The 18,644-nt window shown below is 56.5% G+C and carries 16 protein-coding genes and 4 tRNA genes; 14 read left to right on the top strand and 6 right to left on the bottom strand.

Going from position 1 to position 18,644, the window contains the following annotated elements:
* Window positions 1–110: 110 nt before the first annotated feature.
* Window positions 111–347 carry a hypothetical protein gene (locus tag IMCC20628_RS11115; RefSeq protein ID WP_047030276.1) on the bottom strand — a complete coding sequence of 79 codons (237 nt, stop codon included), beginning with the start codon at window positions 345–347 and terminating at the stop codon, window positions 111–113.
* 221 nt (window positions 348–568) lie between these two features.
* On the opposite strand from IMCC20628_RS11115, the gene IMCC20628_RS11105 reads away from it, so the two are divergent.
* Window positions 569–1,228, top strand: a complete 660-nt coding sequence (locus IMCC20628_RS11105; RefSeq protein WP_245307918.1) for a Crp/Fnr family transcriptional regulator — start codon at window positions 569–571, stop codon at window positions 1,226–1,228.
* 849 nt (window positions 1,229–2,077) lie between these two features.
* Here the strand turns inward: IMCC20628_RS11105 and IMCC20628_RS11100 are convergent.
* The 4 genes from IMCC20628_RS11100 to rlmB all read right to left on the bottom strand — a co-directional run bounded on the left by IMCC20628_RS11100 (window position 2,078) and on the right by rlmB (window position 5,815).
* Window positions 2,078–3,724, bottom strand: coding sequence for an AAA family ATPase (locus IMCC20628_RS11100; RefSeq protein WP_047030273.1), 1,647 nt, complete (start codon window positions 3,722–3,724; stop codon window positions 2,078–2,080).
* A gap of 200 nt (window positions 3,725–3,924) precedes the next feature.
* Entirely contained in the window at window positions 3,925–4,254 is a 330-nt protein-coding gene (locus IMCC20628_RS11095; RefSeq protein WP_047030272.1) for a hypothetical protein, read from the bottom strand.
* A 445-nt stretch (window positions 4,255–4,699) separates the two neighbouring features.
* Window positions 4,700–4,775 (bottom strand) — tRNA-Thr (locus IMCC20628_RS11090).
* A gap of 137 nt (window positions 4,776–4,912) precedes the next feature.
* A complete protein-coding gene (gene rlmB, locus IMCC20628_RS11085) occupies window positions 4,913–5,815 on the bottom strand; it encodes a 23S rRNA (guanosine(2251)-2'-O)-methyltransferase RlmB (RefSeq protein ID WP_047030271.1) in 903 nt (300 codons plus the stop codon).
* Between the two features lie 284 nt (window positions 5,816–6,099).
* Here rlmB and IMCC20628_RS11080 point away from each other — a divergent pair.
* From IMCC20628_RS11080 to IMCC20628_RS25115, 3 genes are all read left to right on the top strand, one after another.
* Window positions 6,100–6,184 (top strand) — tRNA-Tyr (locus IMCC20628_RS11080).
* 19 nt (window positions 6,185–6,203) lie between these two features.
* Window positions 6,204–6,277: transfer RNA gene (locus tag IMCC20628_RS11075), tRNA-Gly, on the top strand.
* Between the two features lie 192 nt (window positions 6,278–6,469).
* Window positions 6,470–6,829, top strand: a complete 360-nt coding sequence (locus IMCC20628_RS25115) for a hypothetical protein (RefSeq protein ID WP_156174481.1) — start codon at window positions 6,470–6,472, stop codon at window positions 6,827–6,829.
* An 80-nt stretch (window positions 6,830–6,909) separates the two neighbouring features.
* On the opposite strand, the gene IMCC20628_RS25110 is transcribed toward IMCC20628_RS25115, so the two are convergent.
* On the bottom strand, window positions 6,910–7,395 hold the full coding sequence (locus tag IMCC20628_RS25110; RefSeq protein WP_156174480.1) for a hypothetical protein: 486 nt from the start codon (window positions 7,393–7,395) through the stop codon (window positions 6,910–6,912).
* A gap of 386 nt (window positions 7,396–7,781) precedes the next feature.
* Here IMCC20628_RS25110 and tuf point away from each other — a divergent pair, with 386 nt between their 5' ends.
* The 10 genes from tuf (at window position 7,782) to rpoB (ending at window position 18,585) form a co-directional block, all read left to right on the top strand.
* Entirely contained in the window at window positions 7,782–8,957 is a 1,176-nt protein-coding gene (gene tuf / locus IMCC20628_RS11065) for an elongation factor Tu (protein WP_047030269.1), read from the top strand.
* A gap of 660 nt (window positions 8,958–9,617) precedes the next feature.
* Window positions 9,618–10,268 (top strand): CatB-related O-acetyltransferase, encoded by a 651-nt coding sequence (locus IMCC20628_RS11055; RefSeq protein ID WP_047030268.1) that lies wholly within the window; start codon window positions 9,618–9,620, stop codon window positions 10,266–10,268.
* A gap of 228 nt (window positions 10,269–10,496) precedes the next feature.
* Window positions 10,497–10,572 (top strand) — tRNA-Trp (locus IMCC20628_RS11050).
* Between the two features lie 211 nt (window positions 10,573–10,783).
* Window positions 10,784–10,984 (top strand): preprotein translocase subunit SecE, encoded by a 201-nt coding sequence (gene secE, locus IMCC20628_RS11045; RefSeq protein WP_047030267.1) that lies wholly within the window; start codon window positions 10,784–10,786, stop codon window positions 10,982–10,984.
* Window positions 10,985–10,997: 13 nt separating this feature from the next.
* Window positions 10,998–11,528: a transcription termination/antitermination protein NusG gene (gene nusG, locus IMCC20628_RS11040; protein WP_047030266.1), complete on the top strand. Its 531-nt coding sequence runs from the start codon at window positions 10,998–11,000 to the stop codon at window positions 11,526–11,528.
* Window positions 11,529–11,726: 198 nt separating this feature from the next.
* On the top strand, window positions 11,727–12,155 hold the full coding sequence (gene rplK / locus IMCC20628_RS11035; protein ID WP_047030265.1) for a 50S ribosomal protein L11: 429 nt from the start codon (window positions 11,727–11,729) through the stop codon (window positions 12,153–12,155).
* Between the two features lie 4 nt (window positions 12,156–12,159).
* A complete protein-coding gene (rplA, locus tag IMCC20628_RS11030) occupies window positions 12,160–12,858 on the top strand; it encodes a 50S ribosomal protein L1 (protein WP_047030264.1) in 699 nt (232 codons plus the stop codon).
* A gap of 347 nt (window positions 12,859–13,205) precedes the next feature.
* Entirely contained in the window at window positions 13,206–13,724 is a 519-nt protein-coding gene (gene rplJ, locus IMCC20628_RS11025; protein WP_047030263.1) for a 50S ribosomal protein L10, read from the top strand.
* Window positions 13,725–13,781: 57 nt separating this feature from the next.
* Window positions 13,782–14,153 carry a 50S ribosomal protein L7/L12 gene (rplL, locus tag IMCC20628_RS11020; RefSeq protein WP_047030262.1) on the top strand — a complete coding sequence of 124 codons (372 nt, stop codon included), beginning with the start codon at window positions 13,782–13,784 and terminating at the stop codon, window positions 14,151–14,153.
* 259 nt (window positions 14,154–14,412) lie between these two features.
* Window positions 14,413–18,585 carry a DNA-directed RNA polymerase subunit beta gene (gene rpoB, locus IMCC20628_RS11015; protein ID WP_047030261.1) on the top strand — a complete coding sequence of 1,391 codons (4,173 nt, stop codon included), beginning with the start codon at window positions 14,413–14,415 and terminating at the stop codon, window positions 18,583–18,585.
* Window positions 18,586–18,644: the final 59 nt, after the last annotated feature.

Genomic DNA, 18,644 nt, shown 5'->3' with positions numbered 1-18,644 from the left:
TTGATGGATGGGCTCACGATGCGCCAGCACAGACTATGGCCTCTGCCGAAATGTCATCTCCGGCAGGTACCAACCATACAGACAGATCGCTGCTGACAGCCCGGCCAATTCTATCGTCTCCGGACCGAATTTCCGCCAGCGATGATCTTCCGGATAAGCGCGGCAGCGCCCTTGTTCATTTCGACATCGGCATCCGAGCCTCCAGCACTCTCATGTGCGGATGCTGCATCCCCCAAAACGCCGATAATCTCATCCTCGGGCAAGATTTTTGCGTCATTGAGTGCAAGAAGCAGGGCCTCGCAAATTGAAAGTGCGGCCATTCCTGATTGCGTTTGGTCGTCTGTCATAAGGCGATTCCTTTCCGGCGCGTGCGCCGCTGGGGATGGTGTGCGTGTTGAGGCCAAACTTCCATAGAATTTGATGGGTTGAGCTGATAGACATCAGTTTCCAGTGAGATCTCCTTGTCGAGGAGTTCGCCGGGTTCCAGAAAAAGGGGCTGACGATCGAAGATACTCCACTTGTCCGCAAGCTTGGCGCTTTCGTAGCGCTGTCGGAGACCGAACTTTCCGTGCTGGATACGCTGCACGAGCGCCGCCGCACGTTCGTCGCCGGCCGCGATCTTGTCCATCAGGGGCAATCGGATCAGGCTGCCTATATTCTCGCCTCGGGGTGGGCCTGCTCCTACAAGCTCCTGCAGGACGGGCAACGACAGATCGTCGATTTTCAGATCCCGGGCGATTTCCTCGGGCTGCGCAGCGTATTGCTGCACGTATCCGATCACAGCATCGAGCCCGTCAGCGACATTGAGGTGACGGAAGTTCTGGCGTCTGACCTTCTTGATGCGTTTGCGCGAACGCCCCGGCTGGCTGCTGCCGTCCTTTGGGCCGCCTCAAGGGACGAGGCGATGGTGGTGGAGCATCTGGTGAATCTGGGGCGCCGCAACTCGGCCGAACGCATGACGCATTTCCTGCTGGAGCTTGGCCGCAGGCTTTCGCTGGTCGGACTGGGCAGCAAGGCAGGCTACGCCTGTCCGCTGACGCAATACCATCTGGCCGACGCGCTGGGCCTCAGTGCGGTGCACGTCAACCGGGTCCTGCGCCAGTTGCGCGAAGCTGGAATGGTGACATTTCGCGAAGGCTTCGTCACTTTCGACGATTATGATCGGCTGGCTGTTTTTGCACAGTTTGATCCGACCTATATGGACCAGAAGGGGCCGCTTCTGGCCTGACGCCGCATCGCCCGGGTGTCAGGGTCAAATGAGGCCAAGCGGCACCAGGCTGCCTCGAAAGCGCATTGTGTCATCGCGATCCTACAGCACCGCGCATCCGATTGGGCGTGCGAAGGACGCTCAGGGGATGCGGAAGATCCGACAGCACACTGAATTACCCCGAGTTTTCCAGACATTCCCGGTTCTCATTTCCTGCAGCTGTTCAAATCGCCGGCCGAAAGAGAGTTTATAATATCTGGGATGAGATGATCGAATCGAGTGCTTGAAACGGTACAGTCACCGCGTGCGAGATGACCCATTTCAAATCAGCGCAAGACACTGAACATTCTTCAGAGAATGATCAGTAGTCCGGCAGAAGGCGCAGACTTTCGATTCTTCGATTTAGTACTGTTACGTCAATGATATAACTGAAATTGACGGCGGAGGGGGAGGGCGGTCGAATTCGCAAGCACCGCCTGCATCATCGACAGCGACGAGATCGATGAGAAGGTGTGTCAAAGCACCATCAAACCCGACCCCAACAATATCATGTAAAAAGAATGGTGCCCCCGACAGGATTCGAACCCGTGACCCCCTGATTACAAATTGCGCGGCAACCCACCTCTGCTGCGGATTTTACGCACTATTGGGGCCATTTTCCTCTCAGCGTCTCTCAGGGTCGATCACCCCCGGTTCGTAATTCGTTTCTTGCATATGTCGCAACCTGAACGCGATCAATCGTCTGTGTCTGCACCGGACGCCAAGCCGAGGCCGCGCAGCGCCAGGCGCTTCAAGGAGGCGTTTTCGGGATGCCTAGGGGATTTGGGTCAGCGACCGGAACAGCCGAAAACTCGTTTCCTGAATGTACGATTAGGCAATCAGGTCTTTCAAGTTAGCTTTGAGGCTTGCCGCGCGTTCTGGATAGTCCGTCTGCAAATCGACTGTAGAGTCTGAAAACCCATTTGCCGGAACCTTGTTCTTCAACTGCCCAAAAACATATTTTCCCTTGGCGCCTTTCAAAGATCGCTCTTGAAATACAGCCCACACGTCATCATTGGTTGGGCTACCTCCAGCCTTATGCAGCTCTTGATTATGCGCCGCACGTTGATTACTGAACTGATCTCCAATCGGGGCTTGATTTTGGGTCAGGATTTCGGACAGCCAAGTTTCACACGTGTGGATTGGCTCACCTGTCAACGAAGATAGGAATCCTGGATCACAGAATTCAGCTTCGATATCCGACTGATCCGTCACCCACAGCCGGATACCATCGCTGGCATATGAATCTTTCAACTGAGTGACTTCGGCATCGGTGAGGGAGTCGCGATCTCGATGCACTAGCACCTTAAATTTACCACCTAGGGAAGCTCTGAGTTCTTCTGCCTCAGCCTTGGTCAACAAGTGCTTATATCCCCTCCCTGGGAGTACCGTCACCGCCTGTTCGATCTCGGGCCACTGGCGAATGAGCTTTTTCAGCAGGTCATTCTTCGCGTCTTCGCTGACTACAATTACCTTTTTGCCAAAGGCGCCCCAGCCCAACGCGAGTTCGACAACGGATCGTTCGTCAGTCTTTTTCTGGCCATCTGCTAGCCACACGACGTTTGTTCCTGCCGGCGCACCTCTCACAATAAACGGAGAGTGTGTAGTCATGATTATCTTGATGCCCTGGATGCGAGCAATTTGCAGGAGGCTTACAGCAAGTTTTTCCTGCACACTCGGGTGCAGATGGATATCTGGTTCATCAACCAGAAGTATCTTGGGTTTAAAAAGCAAAATGTAACAGAATATTTGTATTAGTTGCAGATATCCGGTTCCGAGCAACTCGAGCGGAATTGATAGGCCGCCAATTTCTGCCTCCGCGTGAATATCGAAATCTTCCGTCTGATCGAATTTTACCTTCAACTTGATTTCACCTAGGAGCGGCTCCAGCCAAGTTTCGATTTGGATCAATTCGTCAGCAGACAGAAGATCCAATGCGTTGCGAAGATAGACGTTTGAATCACCAAACGAACACGCCTTCAAAACAACCCTCTTAGAGTTCTTTTGCTCGACGTTCGGAATGCCAGATATCCCGGGAATAAATCCGCTGAAAAAGTTGTCAGCACCACGGAACTGGGTTCGCAACGTTTCGGGAAGTTCTCCTTGGACCGAGATGCCAGCGTTTCTTGCCGATCGCATTTCGCACTGAGCTGTTATTGGCGCTCCCTCGTGATCCCGGAACTCAAAAAACACCTTAGTAGAGGGGCTGTTTGATCTGTTGCCCCAGTCAGCGCCGTGGCCTAGGCGCCAATATTGATCTGAAGGAAGATAGTCGAGATCACTGACCCGCACCATCACCGTTGTACTAGCTCGAATTCGATCAGCTTGGCGCATGAGGCATGATGCAAGATGTAGCGCCTGAAGTATTGACGACTTCCCGCTCCCGTTGGAGCCCACAAGTATGTTTAGGTCTGCAAGAGGCAAATCGATAGATTCGATCCGCTTGAATTTTTCTATCCGTATCGATCTGAGTTGCACCGAATCCTCCCCCCTTAGATTTTCAATGTCGCCTTAAGGTTTCATGCTTACCTGTAGAGGTAAATGTCGCGCATCTTAAGTTGCAGCCCAACTTACATTTTCGTCAAACCGCAAACCGCCGGAAACTTTGGCAATCTGCTCGGGCGAGGCGTTCTTGGCATAGGCATAAGTGATGGCCGTGCCGCAAAGGTCGCCGCAGTTCAGCAACTCTTGCGCAGCTTCGCGCCTTCCAGCGCCTGCACTTTGCCCTTTGATACGGCGATGAGCCCTTCCTTGTTGCCGCCTGCCGCGCTGGCGAGCGGCACGCCAATTACGAACACGCTGAAAGCATCTCCCGTAGCCGCATCGTTCTGGGCGCGCGAAAGCGTAGTTAAGGTCTGCGTTTCGCGGGCGAGCTCGTCTCCTATCTGCTTGCAGTCCAAAGCCGTATAAATATCGCTCGAAATGGATGTCGGCACGATCGCGTCGGGTCGTTTGGCGCATCCTGCAGCGATGAGGACGATTGTAAGAATGATTGCTAAGCGATTCATGAATTAGGTGCCGATCTGTGAACGTTTAAATCCATCCGCGAGTCTTGGAGGGGAGTCAACCAGTGAGGGCAGTAAGGATTCTCAGAATGGTTGATGGTGTGCAGTAATTGCGGTCCAAGAAAATTTGAATTGGGCTAGCCAGCGACAACACCGATTTTAACCGGACTGTCGACCGCATCGTTGGCTAGCGATGCGAAGAATTCCAGAATACCCAATTGTCGGTGGTGTTAGCGCCAAGTGATTATGCAGAGCCCTTATTCGAGCCCGCGATAAAATTCGTGAACTGTGCGAAATGTTCGATCAAAAATCGCGCATAGGTGGAAATGCCGAATTTTTAGACAGGCTTAAAATTGTAGCAAAAGGGTGGAAGTGCGTAATACGAACCGAAAAAAGTTCGTATAGGGCAATTACAATGCATGTAAGCATTTGTAATCATTAAGAAAAATGGTGCCCCCGACAGGATTCGAACCCGTGACCCCCTGATTACAAATCAGGTGCTCTACCAACTGAGCTACAAGGGCAGCGGGGATGCGGATAGCATATCCACCGCGTCTGTAAAGCAAAATCCGCGTGATCACGGATCTCAATCTGATTCCGTCCCCAAACCGGGGACGGAAATTGGTGCGAAACCGGCCAGTCAGGCCGCTTCCGAGTGGTTTCAGGCGGCGCCGTCCTTGTTCAAAAACTGCTGCGCGGCATAGAGCGCAATCGCGGTGGCGTTGGAGACGTTGAGCGATTTGATCGCGCCAGGCATGTCGAGACGGACCAGTGCATCAACCGTTTCACGGGTTTTCTGTCGCAGGCCCTTGCCCTCGGCGCCAAGCACCAGCGCGATCTTGCCGCCCGACAGTCCGGTTTCAATCGGTGCCGGGCCATCCGAATCAAGCCCGATGGTGACAAAGCCCTGCGCCTTGATCTCCTCGATCGCGGCAGCCAGGTTGCGAACCTCGATATGATCGATCATTTCCAACGCACCTGAAGCAGCCTTTGCCAGCACGCCGGATTCCTGCGGGCTGTGGCGTTGCGTGGTGACAATCGCGCCGGCGCCAAACGCCACCGCGGAGCGCATGATGGCGCCGACATTGTGCGGATCGGTCACCTGGTCGAGAATCACCAGAAGCCGCGCCTCACCGAGATCGGTCAATGGCCGTGGCTTGAGCGGGGCAGCTTCCAGCAGCGCGCCCTGGTGCACGGCGTCATCGCCGAGTAACCGGTCGATTTCCTGCGGGCTGACCATTTCCAGTGGAAACGGCAACACGGCATCCTCGGCGATTTCCAGCCGCATCAGCGCGTTGCGGGTTGCCTTGAACGAGGTGATGCGGCGTGCCGGGTTGTCGAGTGCGGCGCGCACCGTGTGCAGCCCGTACAGATACACCGTATCGGGCGCCACCTTCTCGCCATACAGTGATCCCTTGCGGGCAGGCAGGTCGCGCTTGCTCCCCGGTTGGACTGGCGGCAGCCCCTGTTGATCCCGCTTTGCGTCGCGATGGGTGCGGCGCAGCTTGGCATAATGGGTATCGCGGTTGGAACCGGCCGCGCCGGCATCATCATCTTTGCTCATGGCGCGCTTTATACCCTTATTGGTCCGGGGTGCAACATGGCGCAGCAGGCTGCGAGGCAGCGGAACATCGCAAGTGGCGACAGGTCGAAAAGATCGGCCGTGTGAGCCTTGGTGAAGAAGCTGGCCGGAACCGGTTGTTTTTGTGGCAAAGCTTGTTGACACGGGAACCATGCGCCGTCATAACGCCGACCGCAAGCTTGGTGTTTCTAACCAATCACCTGGCGAGCGAAGCCCGATGGTTTTCGGGTTGTCCATCTTGGATGCATGACCCTGACGGTTGGACCGGAGGAATGCCCGAGTGGTTAAAGGGGACGGACTGTAAATCCGTTGGCTTCGCCTACGTTGGTTCAAATCCAACTTCCTCCACCACCGTCGCGGGGTCGTGAATGCGGGTATAGCTCAATGGTAGAGCAGCAGCCTTCCAAGCTGAATACGAGGGTTCGATTCCCTCTACCCGCTCCAGAATTTCCGTGAATTTCCAAATTCTTTCAATGGTCTCGCATAGACGTGCTACGGTTGGTCGGTGATTAGATCGTGGATTGCCCAGTACTGTCACTTCCTGATCAATGTCGCGCTGTCTGTTTTGGGGAGCCCTGCGGACTGTTAAGCAAGGGCTGCCCGTCCACATCCGAACCATCAGAAAGCCAGGCCCCGATGATCAAACAAATTGTTGATTGCGGCTTTGCCCTGCGCCTGCTGGCAAGCCTCGCTTGTACCGTCTTTGTCGTTTCGGCGACAGCGGCGCAAGACCAGGCGGACCAGCGGCAGTGCGAACAGAAGTGCTTTGATGCGAATGACGCAGCAATTCTGCAGTGCGCCGCCGACGAGGAGAAGCAGTGGCAAGCGCTGAATCCGCAGAGTTCCGGTGCACAGAAGGCGCCTGACGCGCGCCATCCTGTGAAAAACCCCGGGGTCTATATTACGGAAGAGGATGCCTATGACGATACCTGCCCAGGTTCAGAGGGGCGGGCAGTCCTCAGCCAATGTCTGGATACATGCGAAGCAACTGACTGACGCGACCTGGGAATCGGCACGTCAACTCTTCCTTTTAAATGATTGACGATCCACGCGCGTCAGCAAGCGGTGGTGCGCCATCACGGGATTTTTTGCTGCCGATTTATCCCGATACGGACAAGGCGCCGCTGCCGAAATAGGCCATAATTCCGCCAACCACCACCATCGCCGTTCCGATGATATAGGGCCAGGTGCCGGGCATGTGAACTGTGCCAGGCTCGCTTAAAATTCACTAGAATGGTGTGCTGGCTGCCGCGCTCGAAATTGTAATTCGCGGCCGCAAGCAATGTGTCGCCACGTAGCAATTCGCCATTGGGCCCGGTAAATTCGAATATCGGTTGATAGGTGGTCGTGATGGTGTCTTCGTCTCGGCTGGTCGTCTCTTTCATGTCGACGACCGTACCGTTCACCCGGATCGCGTTTTCCGGAAACGGTGGACTTTCATAATCTGCTTCAGTCCCAAAAACAAAATGCCGATTGGAAACAGGACAAACAAAACGAATATCAGGGCGGTCAGCCAGGTGGGCATCCCTTCCAAAACTCAATTTCTTGTGTGGTGAAAACATATGATTGCAAGCCGTTTACGGCATTCAAAATGCTAATCAAAAAACGATTTAGTGTGACGCGGGCTCCCGATTTTTCGGCCACCGTGCTGAATTTCCCTTAAGATGGATCAGTCCAAACAAACAAGCAATCACGTGCCGCAGGGGGGTATGTTGCCTGCAGGGCGAATCGCTGGCGCATTCTTCTGGCGACCCGGATTTTTGGCCATGGTCTGGTGTGGCGAATGAGACTTTTTGCAGCCATTTACGCGGGTTTGTTGCATTTCCGGCATCGCGATTTGGGCTTGCGAAACCAGAACGAAACCCTTATGTCGCGTTAACTTCTCGCGGGTCCGGGTTCAAAACCTCCGGATCCACAGTCTGCCAACAGAATTACAGGATACAGGACGATGGCAAAGGGTAAGTTCGAGCGTAACAAGCCGCATGTGAACATCGGCACGATTGGTCACGTTGACCACGGCAAGACGTCGTTGACAGCTGCGATCACCAAGTTCTTTGGTGAGTACAAGGCCTATGACCAGATTGACGCGGCACCGGAAGAAAAGGCCCGCGGCATCACCATTTCGACGGCCCATGTCGAGTATGAGACCGAGGCCCGTCACTACGCCCATGTCGACTGCCCAGGCCACGCCGACTATGTCAAGAACATGATCACCGGTGCTGCGCAGATGGACGGCGCGATCCTGGTTGTGTCGGCTGCCGACGGCCCGATGCCCCAGACCCGCGAGCACATCCTGCTGGCCCGTCAGGTTGGCGTGCCTTCGCTGGTGGTGTTTTTGAACAAGGTCGACCAGGTTGACGACGAAGAGCTTCTCGAGCTCGTCGAAATGGAAGTCCGCGAACTTCTGTCGTCCTACGATTTCCCGGGCGACGATATTCCGATCATCAAGGGTTCGGCGCTTGTCGCGCTCAACGATGGCGACAAGACAATCGGCGAAGACGCCATCCGCGCGCTGATGGCCGCTGTTGACGAATACATCCCGACGCCTGAGCGTCCGATCAACATGCCGTTCTTGATGCCGATCGAAGACGTGTTCTCGATCTCGGGTCGTGGCACGGTTGTCACCGGTCGTGTTGAGCGCGGCGTTGTCAAGGTTGGCGAAGAAGTCGAAATCGTCGGCATCCGCGACACCCAGAAGACGGTCTGCACCGGCGTTGAAATGTTCCGCAAGCTGCTCGATCAGGGCCAGGCTGGCGACAACATCGGCGCACTGCTTCGCGGCGTTGGTCGTGAAGACGTCGAGCGTGGCCAGATCCTGTGCAAGCCGGGTTCGGTCAAGCCGCACACCAAGTTCACGGCAGAAGCCTACATTCTGACCAAGGAAGAGGGTGGCCGTCATACGCCGTTCTTTACCAACTACCGTCCGCAGTTCTATTTCCGCACGACCGACGTGACGGGCATTGTGACACTGCCGGAAGGCACCGAAATGGTGATGCCGGGCGACAACATCTCGGCTGAAGTTGCACTGATCGTGCCGATCGCGATGGAAGAAAAGCTGCGCTTCGCTATCCGCGAAGGCGGCCGCACCGTCGGCGCCGGCATCGTCGCTACGATCATCGAGTAATCGATGATCGGACGTCGATGGCGAAAGCTGCCGACGGCATTGAGAGCACTGCACAACGCGGGTCTTCGGGCCCGCGTTTTTGTTTTGTGAGTGAGCCCGCCCTGGCCTGGCAACACCGACATGGCGCGTGGCGCTGCCGTGCATCCAGTGATGCTGCCTGCAGCTTGGCTAGGGCGCGGGCAGGGTGCATACCCGCAGTTGATATTGAAATGGGGACAGCTTGCGTTTCATGGGGCGGGTCGCGGTTACTGTCGCATTGATCGAGCCTGCTGTCGCCGGTGGCGGCGAGCCATGCTGCGGGCTGCCCCGAGCGTCCGCCATGTACCGGGTGCGGTTGCAAGGGCGGTCCGGGCTACAGGATCAACGCCACGAAAAAATGCGCCGGTTTCACAAGTCGCTGAAAGCACAGTGCGGCAATCCGCCGACACAAAAATGCACCTTTGAAAACGCGCCGGGAACCGGGCTCAACAAGGAATGCGCGCTGCGAAAATCCTCCGGCTGACCGGGTTGAAAAGCCTCATGTCCGGGCTTAAAACGGAAATTCTGCCGGCGGAGCACATCGACATCGCTGGCTACACGTCAAAACCATGGAGGCGACGGTGAACAAGTCCCTGTTCTGAAAATCCGGAAAATCATCATTCAGATTGAAAGAGCAGATCCATGCCTCGTCCTTTTCTTGACGCCGCCTTGCGGCATCCGATTGTCCTGCCTGACGGTTCGCCCCACACGGGCACCGTCCATCTCAACCAGGTCGTCGACCACCCCAATTTCTCCATTGGCGATTTCAGCTATTATTCGGGATTTGAAACGCTCACGGACTATGCCGCCTCGATTGCGCCCTATCTCTATCCCGGTGCGCCCGAACGCCTGACAATTGGCAAATACTGTCAGGTTGCCCACGGCGCGCGTATTATCACCAGCTCTGCCAATCACGCCATGGACGGATTTTCGACTTTTCCCTTCGCGGTATTCAACCGGGATCTGATCGGCAGCTATGCCTCGACTGTCGGCAATCATCGCGACACGGAAATTGGACATGATGTCTGGCTCGGATTCGAATCGGTGGTGATGCCGGGTGTCCGGATCGGCAATGGTGTTATCATCGCAGCCCGCACCGTCGTCACGCGCGATGTACCCGACTATGCGATCATTGCCGGTAATCCGGGACAAATCATCCGCATGCGATTTTCGCCGGAAATTGTGCAGCGGTTGATGGCGGTTGGCTGGTGGGACTGGGAGGTCGAAAAGATAGGCCGCAATGTTGATGCCGTCACCGGCGCCGACATCGCGGCGCTGGAAAGCGCAGCATGACTACTGCCGGGCTCTGGAGAGCCGCGGGCGGCCAGAGATGGCAGGGTGGGAATCGGTCAGCGACCGGGCAGAAGCAGGCTGTAGATACCGGTTGCACCGCAGTCAGATCCGGGTTGATACGGCGCCAAAACCGATCCCGAGGCAGAAAAAGAAGCTGTCGAAGCGATTGCCGTCACTTCTTTGTTGCATTGCCCGTGCTTTTGACGCTATCAGAGCCGCCACCGGCCTAGGGGTATAGCTCAGTTGGTAGAGCGACGGTCTCCAAAACCGTAGGTCGCAGGTTCGAGTCCTGCTGCCCCTGCCAGCCGGTGTTGGTAAATATTCGAATGGGCCGGACATTTGGCCCGGACGTCTGGACTGAGGGCAATCTTCGGGCCAGTTGACCGGTAGATATCGAAAAAAGACCGATTACCTCTTGTGATTTCAAGAATCGGGCTTTATGTAGGACGTTAACAGACACGCGGTGCGTGGAGCTGGGAGACCGGCTTTACGCGCCGTATAAGCGTGGGCAGACAATGGCATCCAAAACAAATCCGTTTACATTCCTCCAGCAGGTTCGGGCTGAAACTGCGAAAGTGAAGTGGCCGTCGCGCCGCGAGACCTCGATCTCGACGATCATGGTCCTCGTTATGGTGGTGTTGGCCTCCATTTTCTTTTTTACGGCCGACCAAATCTTGGGTTGGGCGATTTCGCTTATCCTGAACATCGGCGCTTGAGGCGGGGAATAAGATGACTGCACGCTGGTACATTGTCCACGCCTATTCGAACTTCGAAAAGAAGGTCGCCGAATCGATCGAGGAGCAGGCGCGCCAGAAGGGCTTGAGCCATCTGTTCGAGAAGATCTTGGTGCCCGTCGAGAAGGTTGTTGAGATTCGCCGTGGCCGCAAGGTTGATGCGGAACGCAAGTTCTTCCCCGGCTATGTGATGGTTCGCGCCGATTTGACCGATGAAGCCTTTCATCTGATCAAGAACACACCGAAGGTAACCGGCTTTCTCGGCAGTGACTCCCGTCCGTTGCCGATTCCGGATTCCGAGGCTGAGCGCATCCTTACTCAGGTCCAGGAAGGCGTCGAGCGGCCAAAGCCGTCGATCGCTTTCGAGATCGGCGAACAGGTGCGAGTGTCCGATGGACCATTCGCCTCGTTCAACGGTACGGTTCAGGAAGTCGACGAAGAGCGGTCGCGTCTCAAGGTAGAGGTATCCATCTTTGGTCGTGCGACCCCGGTCGAGCTCGAATACAGTCAGGTCGAGAAGGTCTGATACGAATTGCCCGGCTCGCGTCTTTGTCAAGAGGATGCGGACGGGTTTTGCATTGCCGGATTGCCGGTGATGTTACCGCGTGGAAGGCGAGGGGGCTGTAGCCGGCCTTTCGAACCGCACCACGCAACCGCAGCCGCCGGACTTGTCCGGCACTAAGGCGACGCTTCAAGCGGCGCCATAACGAGAGGCAGAGAGAATATGGCTAAGAAAGTTGCAGGCCAACTCAAGCTGCAGGTACCGGCCGGTTCGGCGACTCCGTCGCCCCCGATTGGTCCGGCACTTGGTCAGCGTGGCATCAACATCATGGAATTCTGTAAGGGATTCAATGCTGCTACCCAGGAAATGGAAAAAGGGATGCCGATTCCGGTCGTCATCACTTACTACCAGGACAAGTCCTTCAATTTTGCGATGAAGAAGCCCCCGGTGAGCTACTTCCTCAAAAAGGAAGCAAAGCTCAAGTCCGGTTCGAAGTTGCCGGGCAAGGAAGTTGCCGGTTCGGTCACGCGTGACCAGGTCCGTGCGATCGCCGAAGCCAAGATGAAGGATCTGAACGCTGCCGACATCGAAGGCGCGATGGCTATGGTTGAGGGCTCTGCCCGCTCCATGGGCCTGGAAGTGACGGGATAAGACCATGACCAAGACTGCAAAGCGCATGCAAAAGGTCAATGAAGGTGTTGACCGCAACAAATACTACCCGCTCGGCGAAGCCGTTTCGATGATCAAGGAACGGGCGATTGCCAAGTTCGACGAGACCATTGAAATCTCGATGAACCTCGGCGTCGATCCGCGTCACGCTGACCAGATGGTTCGCGGTGTCGTCAGCCTGCCAAACGGAAGCGGACGTACCGTTCGCGTCGCCGTTTTCGCCCGTGGCGAAAAGGCTGATGAAGCCCGCGCAGCTGGTGCTGACATTGTCGGTGCTGAAGAGCTGGTGGACATCGTTCAGGCTGGCACGATCGACTTTGATCGCTGCATTGCCACGCCGGATATGATGCCGCTTGTCGGTCGTCTCGGCAAGGTTCTCGGCCCGCGCGGCATGATGCCCAACCCGAAGGTTGGCACCGTGACCATGGATGTGACCGGTGCGGTCAATGCTTCCAAGGGTGGCGCTGTCGAGTTCCGCGTCGAAAAGGCTGGTATCATCCATGCCGGTATCGGCAAGGCTTCTTTCGGCCCCGAGCAGATCGAAGAAAACATTCGTGCTTTTGCCGATGCGGTCATCAAGGCAAAGCCAACAGGCGCCAAGGGCAACTACCTCAAGCGCATGGCGATTTCATCGACCATGGGCCCTGGCGTCAAGATCGATATGTCGTCGCTCAGCGCCGACTGAAAAGTTTAGGAGGATCGGACAAGTTGTCCGGCCCTCTTCAGTTTTCGGCCTTCGGGCCGAAAAGGTCCGGGGCGCAATCCCCGGGCTCCCTGTCCGAGACTGCAGGTGGTGCGCCCTAACCGGTTCACCTTAATTTGGTAGCCTGCATGAGACGGGTAAGATCCGATTTGAAGAGTGAAAACTCTCAGCGGTTCGAACCTCGCTTGCCTTGTGTCGCATCCGCTTGTCGGTTTCGGCGCGAGGGGACAGGATCCTCAAGCGTCGCTTGTGGGTTCGTTGAGAATCCCTGGCGGCAAAGGCAAACCCGGCAGGTGGTGCGTGCATCATCTGCCAACTGGAGAAACGCAGTGGATAGAGCGGAAAAACGCGAATTCGTCGCGGAACTGAACGGCGTTTTCACAAACGCAGGTTCGGTTGTCGTAGCCCACTACGCCGGTCTGACGGTTGCGCAAATGAACGACCTCCGGTCGCGCATGCGCACAGCCGGAGGCACGGTCAAGGTCGCGAAGAACCGCCTTGCCAAAATCGCTCTTCAGGGCACGGAGTCAGAAGGGGTCGCAGATCTCTTCACGGGTCAGACGCTCATCGCATATTGTGATGATCCTGTGACAGCTCCGAAAATCGCCGTCGAGTTCACCAAGGTCAGCGAAAAGCTGGTCATTCTTGGTGGCGCGATGGGGTCAACAATGCTCGACGCCGACGGGATCAAGGCTTTGGCCACGCTCCCATCGCTCGACGAGCTGCGCGCAAAACTGGTTGGCATGATTGTCACACCGGCAACGCGCATTGCCCAGATCGTCAACGCACCGGCGGGTTCCGTCGCGCGTGTCATCGGCGCATATGCCCGCAAGGACGAGGCTGCATAGGCAGACCTTCGCTTAACAAGTCAAAACCGGTTCGAACCGAATACAAGGAATATGAAAATGGCTGATCTCGCCAAAATCGTGGAAGAACTTTCCGCCCTGACCGTCATGGAAGCTGCTGAGCTTTCGAAGATGCTTGAAGAAACATGGGGCGTGTCCGCCGCTGCACCGGCTGCTGCCGCTGCTGCGTCTGCTGCTCCTGCTGAAGCCGCTGAAGAACAGACTGAATTTGACGTGATCCTCGCCGACATCGGCGCCAACAAGATCAACGTCATCAAGGAAGTCCGTTCGATCACAGGTCTTGGCCTCAAGGAAGCCAAGGATCTGGTCGAAGCTGCTCCTAAGGCAGTCAAGGAAGCCATTTCCAAGGGTGAAGCTGAAGACATCAAGAAGAAGCTTGAAGACGCTGGCGCCAAAGTCACCGTCAAGTAAGACGACATTGCGTCCGGGGGGTGAGGTTTCCTCTCCCCCGGATGTATCTGGCGATGAACGGATTACCCAAAAGCCCGAAAAACGGCTTTTGGGTAATGGGTTCTTCAAAAGAATAGTCTTGAACCAGACTGCAAGGCACTCCGGCCGCGCCGCTCTGGGAAATGAGACGAGATTGAACGAATTCATTTATATGACGGAGTCGCTTGGCCAGCGGCGATCGTCTGTTGCAGGCCCGGATGCAAATTGACAAGGAGCGACGATGGCTCAGACCCTTTCTTTCAACGGTCGTAGGCGCGTACGCAAAGTTTACGGAAAAATCCCGGAAGTGGCGGAGATGCCGAACCTCATCGAGGTTCAGAAGGCTTCTTATGACCAGTTCCTGATGGTGGACGAGCCGCTCGGTGGCCGTTCTGACGAAGGACTGCAGGCGGTTTTTAAATCGGTTTTCCCGATTTCCGATTTTTCCGGCAGTGCGATGCTCGAATTCGTTTCTTACGAGTTTGAAAATCCCAAGTTCGACGTGGAAGAATGCCGTCAGCGCGATCTGACCTACGCAGCGCCGCTCAAAGTGACGCTGCGTCTTATCGTGTTTGATATCGACGAGGATACGGGCGCCAAGTCGGTCAAGGACATCAAGGAACAGAATGTCTACATGGGCGATATGCCGCTCATGACCAACAATGGTACCTTTGTCGTCAACGGCACCGAGCGCGTCATCGTTTCCCAGATGCATCGTTCGCCTGGTGTGTTCTTCGATCACGACAAGGGCAAGAGCCATTCGTCGGGCAAGCTGCTGTTTGCCGCACGCGTCATCCCTTACCGTGGTTCCTGGCTCGACATCGAATTCGACGCCAAGGACATTGTCCACGCCCGTATCGACCGTCGCCGCAAGATTCCGGCCTCGTCGCTGCTTCTGGCGCTTGGCATGGATGCCGAAGAAATTCTGTCGACCTTCTACACCCATTCGATCTATTCGCGGGATGGCGAAGGCTGGCGGATTCCGTTCCAGCCCGAGACCCTCAAGGGTCAGAAGGCCATGGCCGACATCATCGACGCCGACACCGGCGAAGTGGTGGTCGAATCCGGCAAGAAGCTCACTCCGCGCCTGCTCAAGCAGTTGACCGAGAAGGGCCTCAAGTCGATCAAGGCGACCGACGATGACATGGTTGGAGCCTATCTGGCTGAAGATATCGTCAATCCGGAAACCGGCGAAGTCTATCTTGAAGCCGGTGACGAGCTTGAATTCGTGGTCGACGCCAAGACCGGCGAGCGCAAGGGCAACCTGATCGATCTGATCGAAGCCGGGTATGACGATATCAAGATCCTTGATATCGATCACATCAACATCGGTGCCTATATCCGCAACACGCTTCATGCAGACAAGAACACCAATCGCCAGGAAGCGCTGTTCGACATCTACCGCGTCATGCGTCCCGGTGAGCCGCCGACCATCGATTCGGCCGAAGCCATGTTCAATTCGCTGTTCTTCGATTCAGAACGCTACGATCTGTCCGCAGTTGGCCGCGTCAAGATGAACATGCGTCTCGATCTGGACGCTGAAGACACGGTTCGGGTTCTGCGCAAGGATGACATCCTTGCCGTGGTCAAGACACTTGTCTCGCTGCGCGATGGCAAGGGTGAAATCGACGACATCGACAACCTCGGCAACCGCCGGGTTCGTTCTGTCGGCGAGCTGATGGAAAATCAGTACCGTCTTGGTCTGCTGCGCATGGAGCGCGCCATCAAGGAGCGCATGTCGTCCATCGAGATCGACACCGTGATGCCGCAGGATCTGATCAACGCCAAGCCGGCAGCTGCTGCCGTGCGAGAGTTCTTCGGCTCCTCGCAGCTGTCGCAGTTCATGGACCAGGTCAATCCGCTCTCCGAGATTACCCACAAGCGCCGTCTGTCGGCGCTTGGACCCGGCGGTCTGACCCGTGAACGCGCAGGCTTCGAAGTCCGCGACGTGCACCCGACACACTATGGCCGTATCTGCCCGATTGAAACGCCGGAAGGCCCGAACATCGGTCTGATCAACTCGCTCGCCACATTTGCGCGCGTCAACAAGTACGGCTTCATCGAAAGCCCTTATCGCAAGATCAAGGACGGCCTGGTCACCAAGGAAGTGGTCTATCTGTCGGCGATGGAAGAAGCGAAATATTTTGTTGCGCAGGCCAATGCCGACGTCGGTGAAGATGGCCATCTGGTCAACGAGTTCGTTGTCTGCCGCCATTCCGGCGACGTGATGATGACCCCGCGCGACAATATCGACCTGATGGACGTGTCGCCACGTCAGTTGGTGTCGGTTGCTGCTGCCTTGATCCCGTTCCTCGAGAACGATGACGCCAACCGTGCGTTGATGGGATCGAACATGCAGCGTCAGGCGGTTCCGTTGGTTCGTGCCGAGGCGCCGTTTGTCGGCACCGGCATGGAGCCGATCGTGGCCCGTGACTCCGGTGCTGCCATCGCTGCCCGTCGTGGTGGTGTTGTCGACCAGGTTGACGCGACGCGTATCGTTATCCGCGCTACCGAAAATATCGACGCTGCAAGTTCGGGCGTTGACATCTATCGGCTGCAGAAGTTCCAGCGTTCAAACCAGAACACCTGCATCAACCAGCGTCCGCTGGTCACCGTGGGTGACATTTTGAACAAGGGTGACATCATCGCCGATGGTCCGTCGACCGATCTGGGCGATCTGGCGCTGGGCCGCAACGTGCTCGTCGCGTTCATGCCCTGGAACGGCTACAACTACGAGGATTCGATCCTTCTCTCCGAGCGCATCGTGTCCGATGACGTGTTCACCTCCATCCACATCGACGAGTTCGAAGTGATGGCGCGCGACACCAAGCTTGGACCGGAAGAAATCACCCGCGACATTCCGAACGTCTCGGAAGAAGCGCTTCGGAACCTCGATGAGGCCGGCATTGTCTATATCGGCGCCGAAGTGGCTCCGGGCGACATTCTTGTCGGCAAGATCACACCGAAGGGCGAAAGCCCGATGACGCCGGAAGAGAAGCTTCTGCGCGCCATCTTTGGTGAAAAGGCCTCTGACGTCCGTGACACGTCCATGCGGATGCCGCCCGGAACCTACGGTACAATCGTCGAAGTCCGCGTTTTCAACCGCCACGGCGTTGAAAAGGACGAACGCGCCATGGCGATCGAACGCGAGGAAATCGAGCGTTTGGCCAAGGACCGTGACGACGAACAGGCCATTCTTGACCGCAACGTCTATGGCCGCTTGTCGGACATGCTGGCGGGCAAGCCGGCAATCGCCGGACCGAAGGGCTTCAAGAAGGGCTCCGAAGTCAACGCCGACACGATTGGCGAATATCCCCGCTCCCAGTGGTGGACATTCGCTGTCGAAGACGAAAAGCTGCAGGGCGAAATCGAAGCTCTGCGTGGCCAGTACGACGATTCCAAGAAGCTGCTCGAGAGCCGCTTCATGGACAAGGTCGAAAAGGTCCAGCGCGGCGACGAACTTCCGCCGGGCGTCATGAAAATGGTCAAGGTCTTTGTGGCTGTGAAGCGCAAGCTTCAGCCCGGCGACAAGATGGCTGGCCGTCACGGCAACAAGGGTGTGGTTTCCCGCATTCTGCCTTGCGAAGACATGCCGTTCCTCGAAGACGGAACCCATGTCGACATCGTGCTCAACCCGTTGGGTGTGCCGTCGCGCATGAACGTCGGACAGATCCTTGAAACCCATCTCGGATGGGCTTGCGCAGGAATGGGCAAGAAGATCGGCGCCATGCTCGATGCTTACAATGCAGGTGGAGATATCCAGCCGCTGCGTGACACCATCGACAGTGTGATTGGTACAGGTCCGAAGGGCGAGCCGATCCAGCAATACGACGATCCGTCGATTGTGCTGTTGGCAGAGCAGACCCGCCGCGGCGTATCGATTGCCACACCGGTGTTTGACGGTGCGGTTGAAGCCGACATCAACATCATGCTTGCTCAGGCAGGTCTCGATGTGTCGGGTCAGTCGACGGTCTATGACGGGCGTACCGGTGAAACCTTCGACCGTCCGGTTACAGTGGGCTACATCTATATGCTCAAACTGAACCACTTGGTCGACGACAAGATCCATGCTCGTTCGATCGGACCTTACTCGCTCGTGACCCAGCAGCCGCTGGGCGGCAAGGCGCAGTTCGGCGGTCAGCGTTTCGGGGAAATGGAGGTCTGGGCTCTGGAAGCCTATGGTGCCGCCTACACCCTGCAGGAAATGCTGACGGTGAAGTCGGACGACGTGGCCGGACGGACCAAGGTCTACGAGGCCATCGTGCGCGGCGACGACACCTTCGAAGCCGGCATTCCGGAGAGCTTCAACGTTCTCATCAAGGAAATGCGGTCGCTTGGACTGAATGTCGAGCTGGAATCGGCCAAGGTCGAGGACAATGCGGACCGGGAAGAACTTCCCGACGCGGCCGAATAAAGCCTGGAAGGCGCGAGGGACACGAGTTCCTCGCGCCATACTCCTTCCCGCGATCAGCG

Source organism: Hoeflea sp. IMCC20628, assembly GCF_001011155.1.
Taxonomy (GTDB): Bacteria; Pseudomonadota; Alphaproteobacteria; order Rhizobiales; family Rhizobiaceae; genus Hoeflea.
This window is presented reverse-complemented; position numbering and strand designations above follow the sequence as displayed.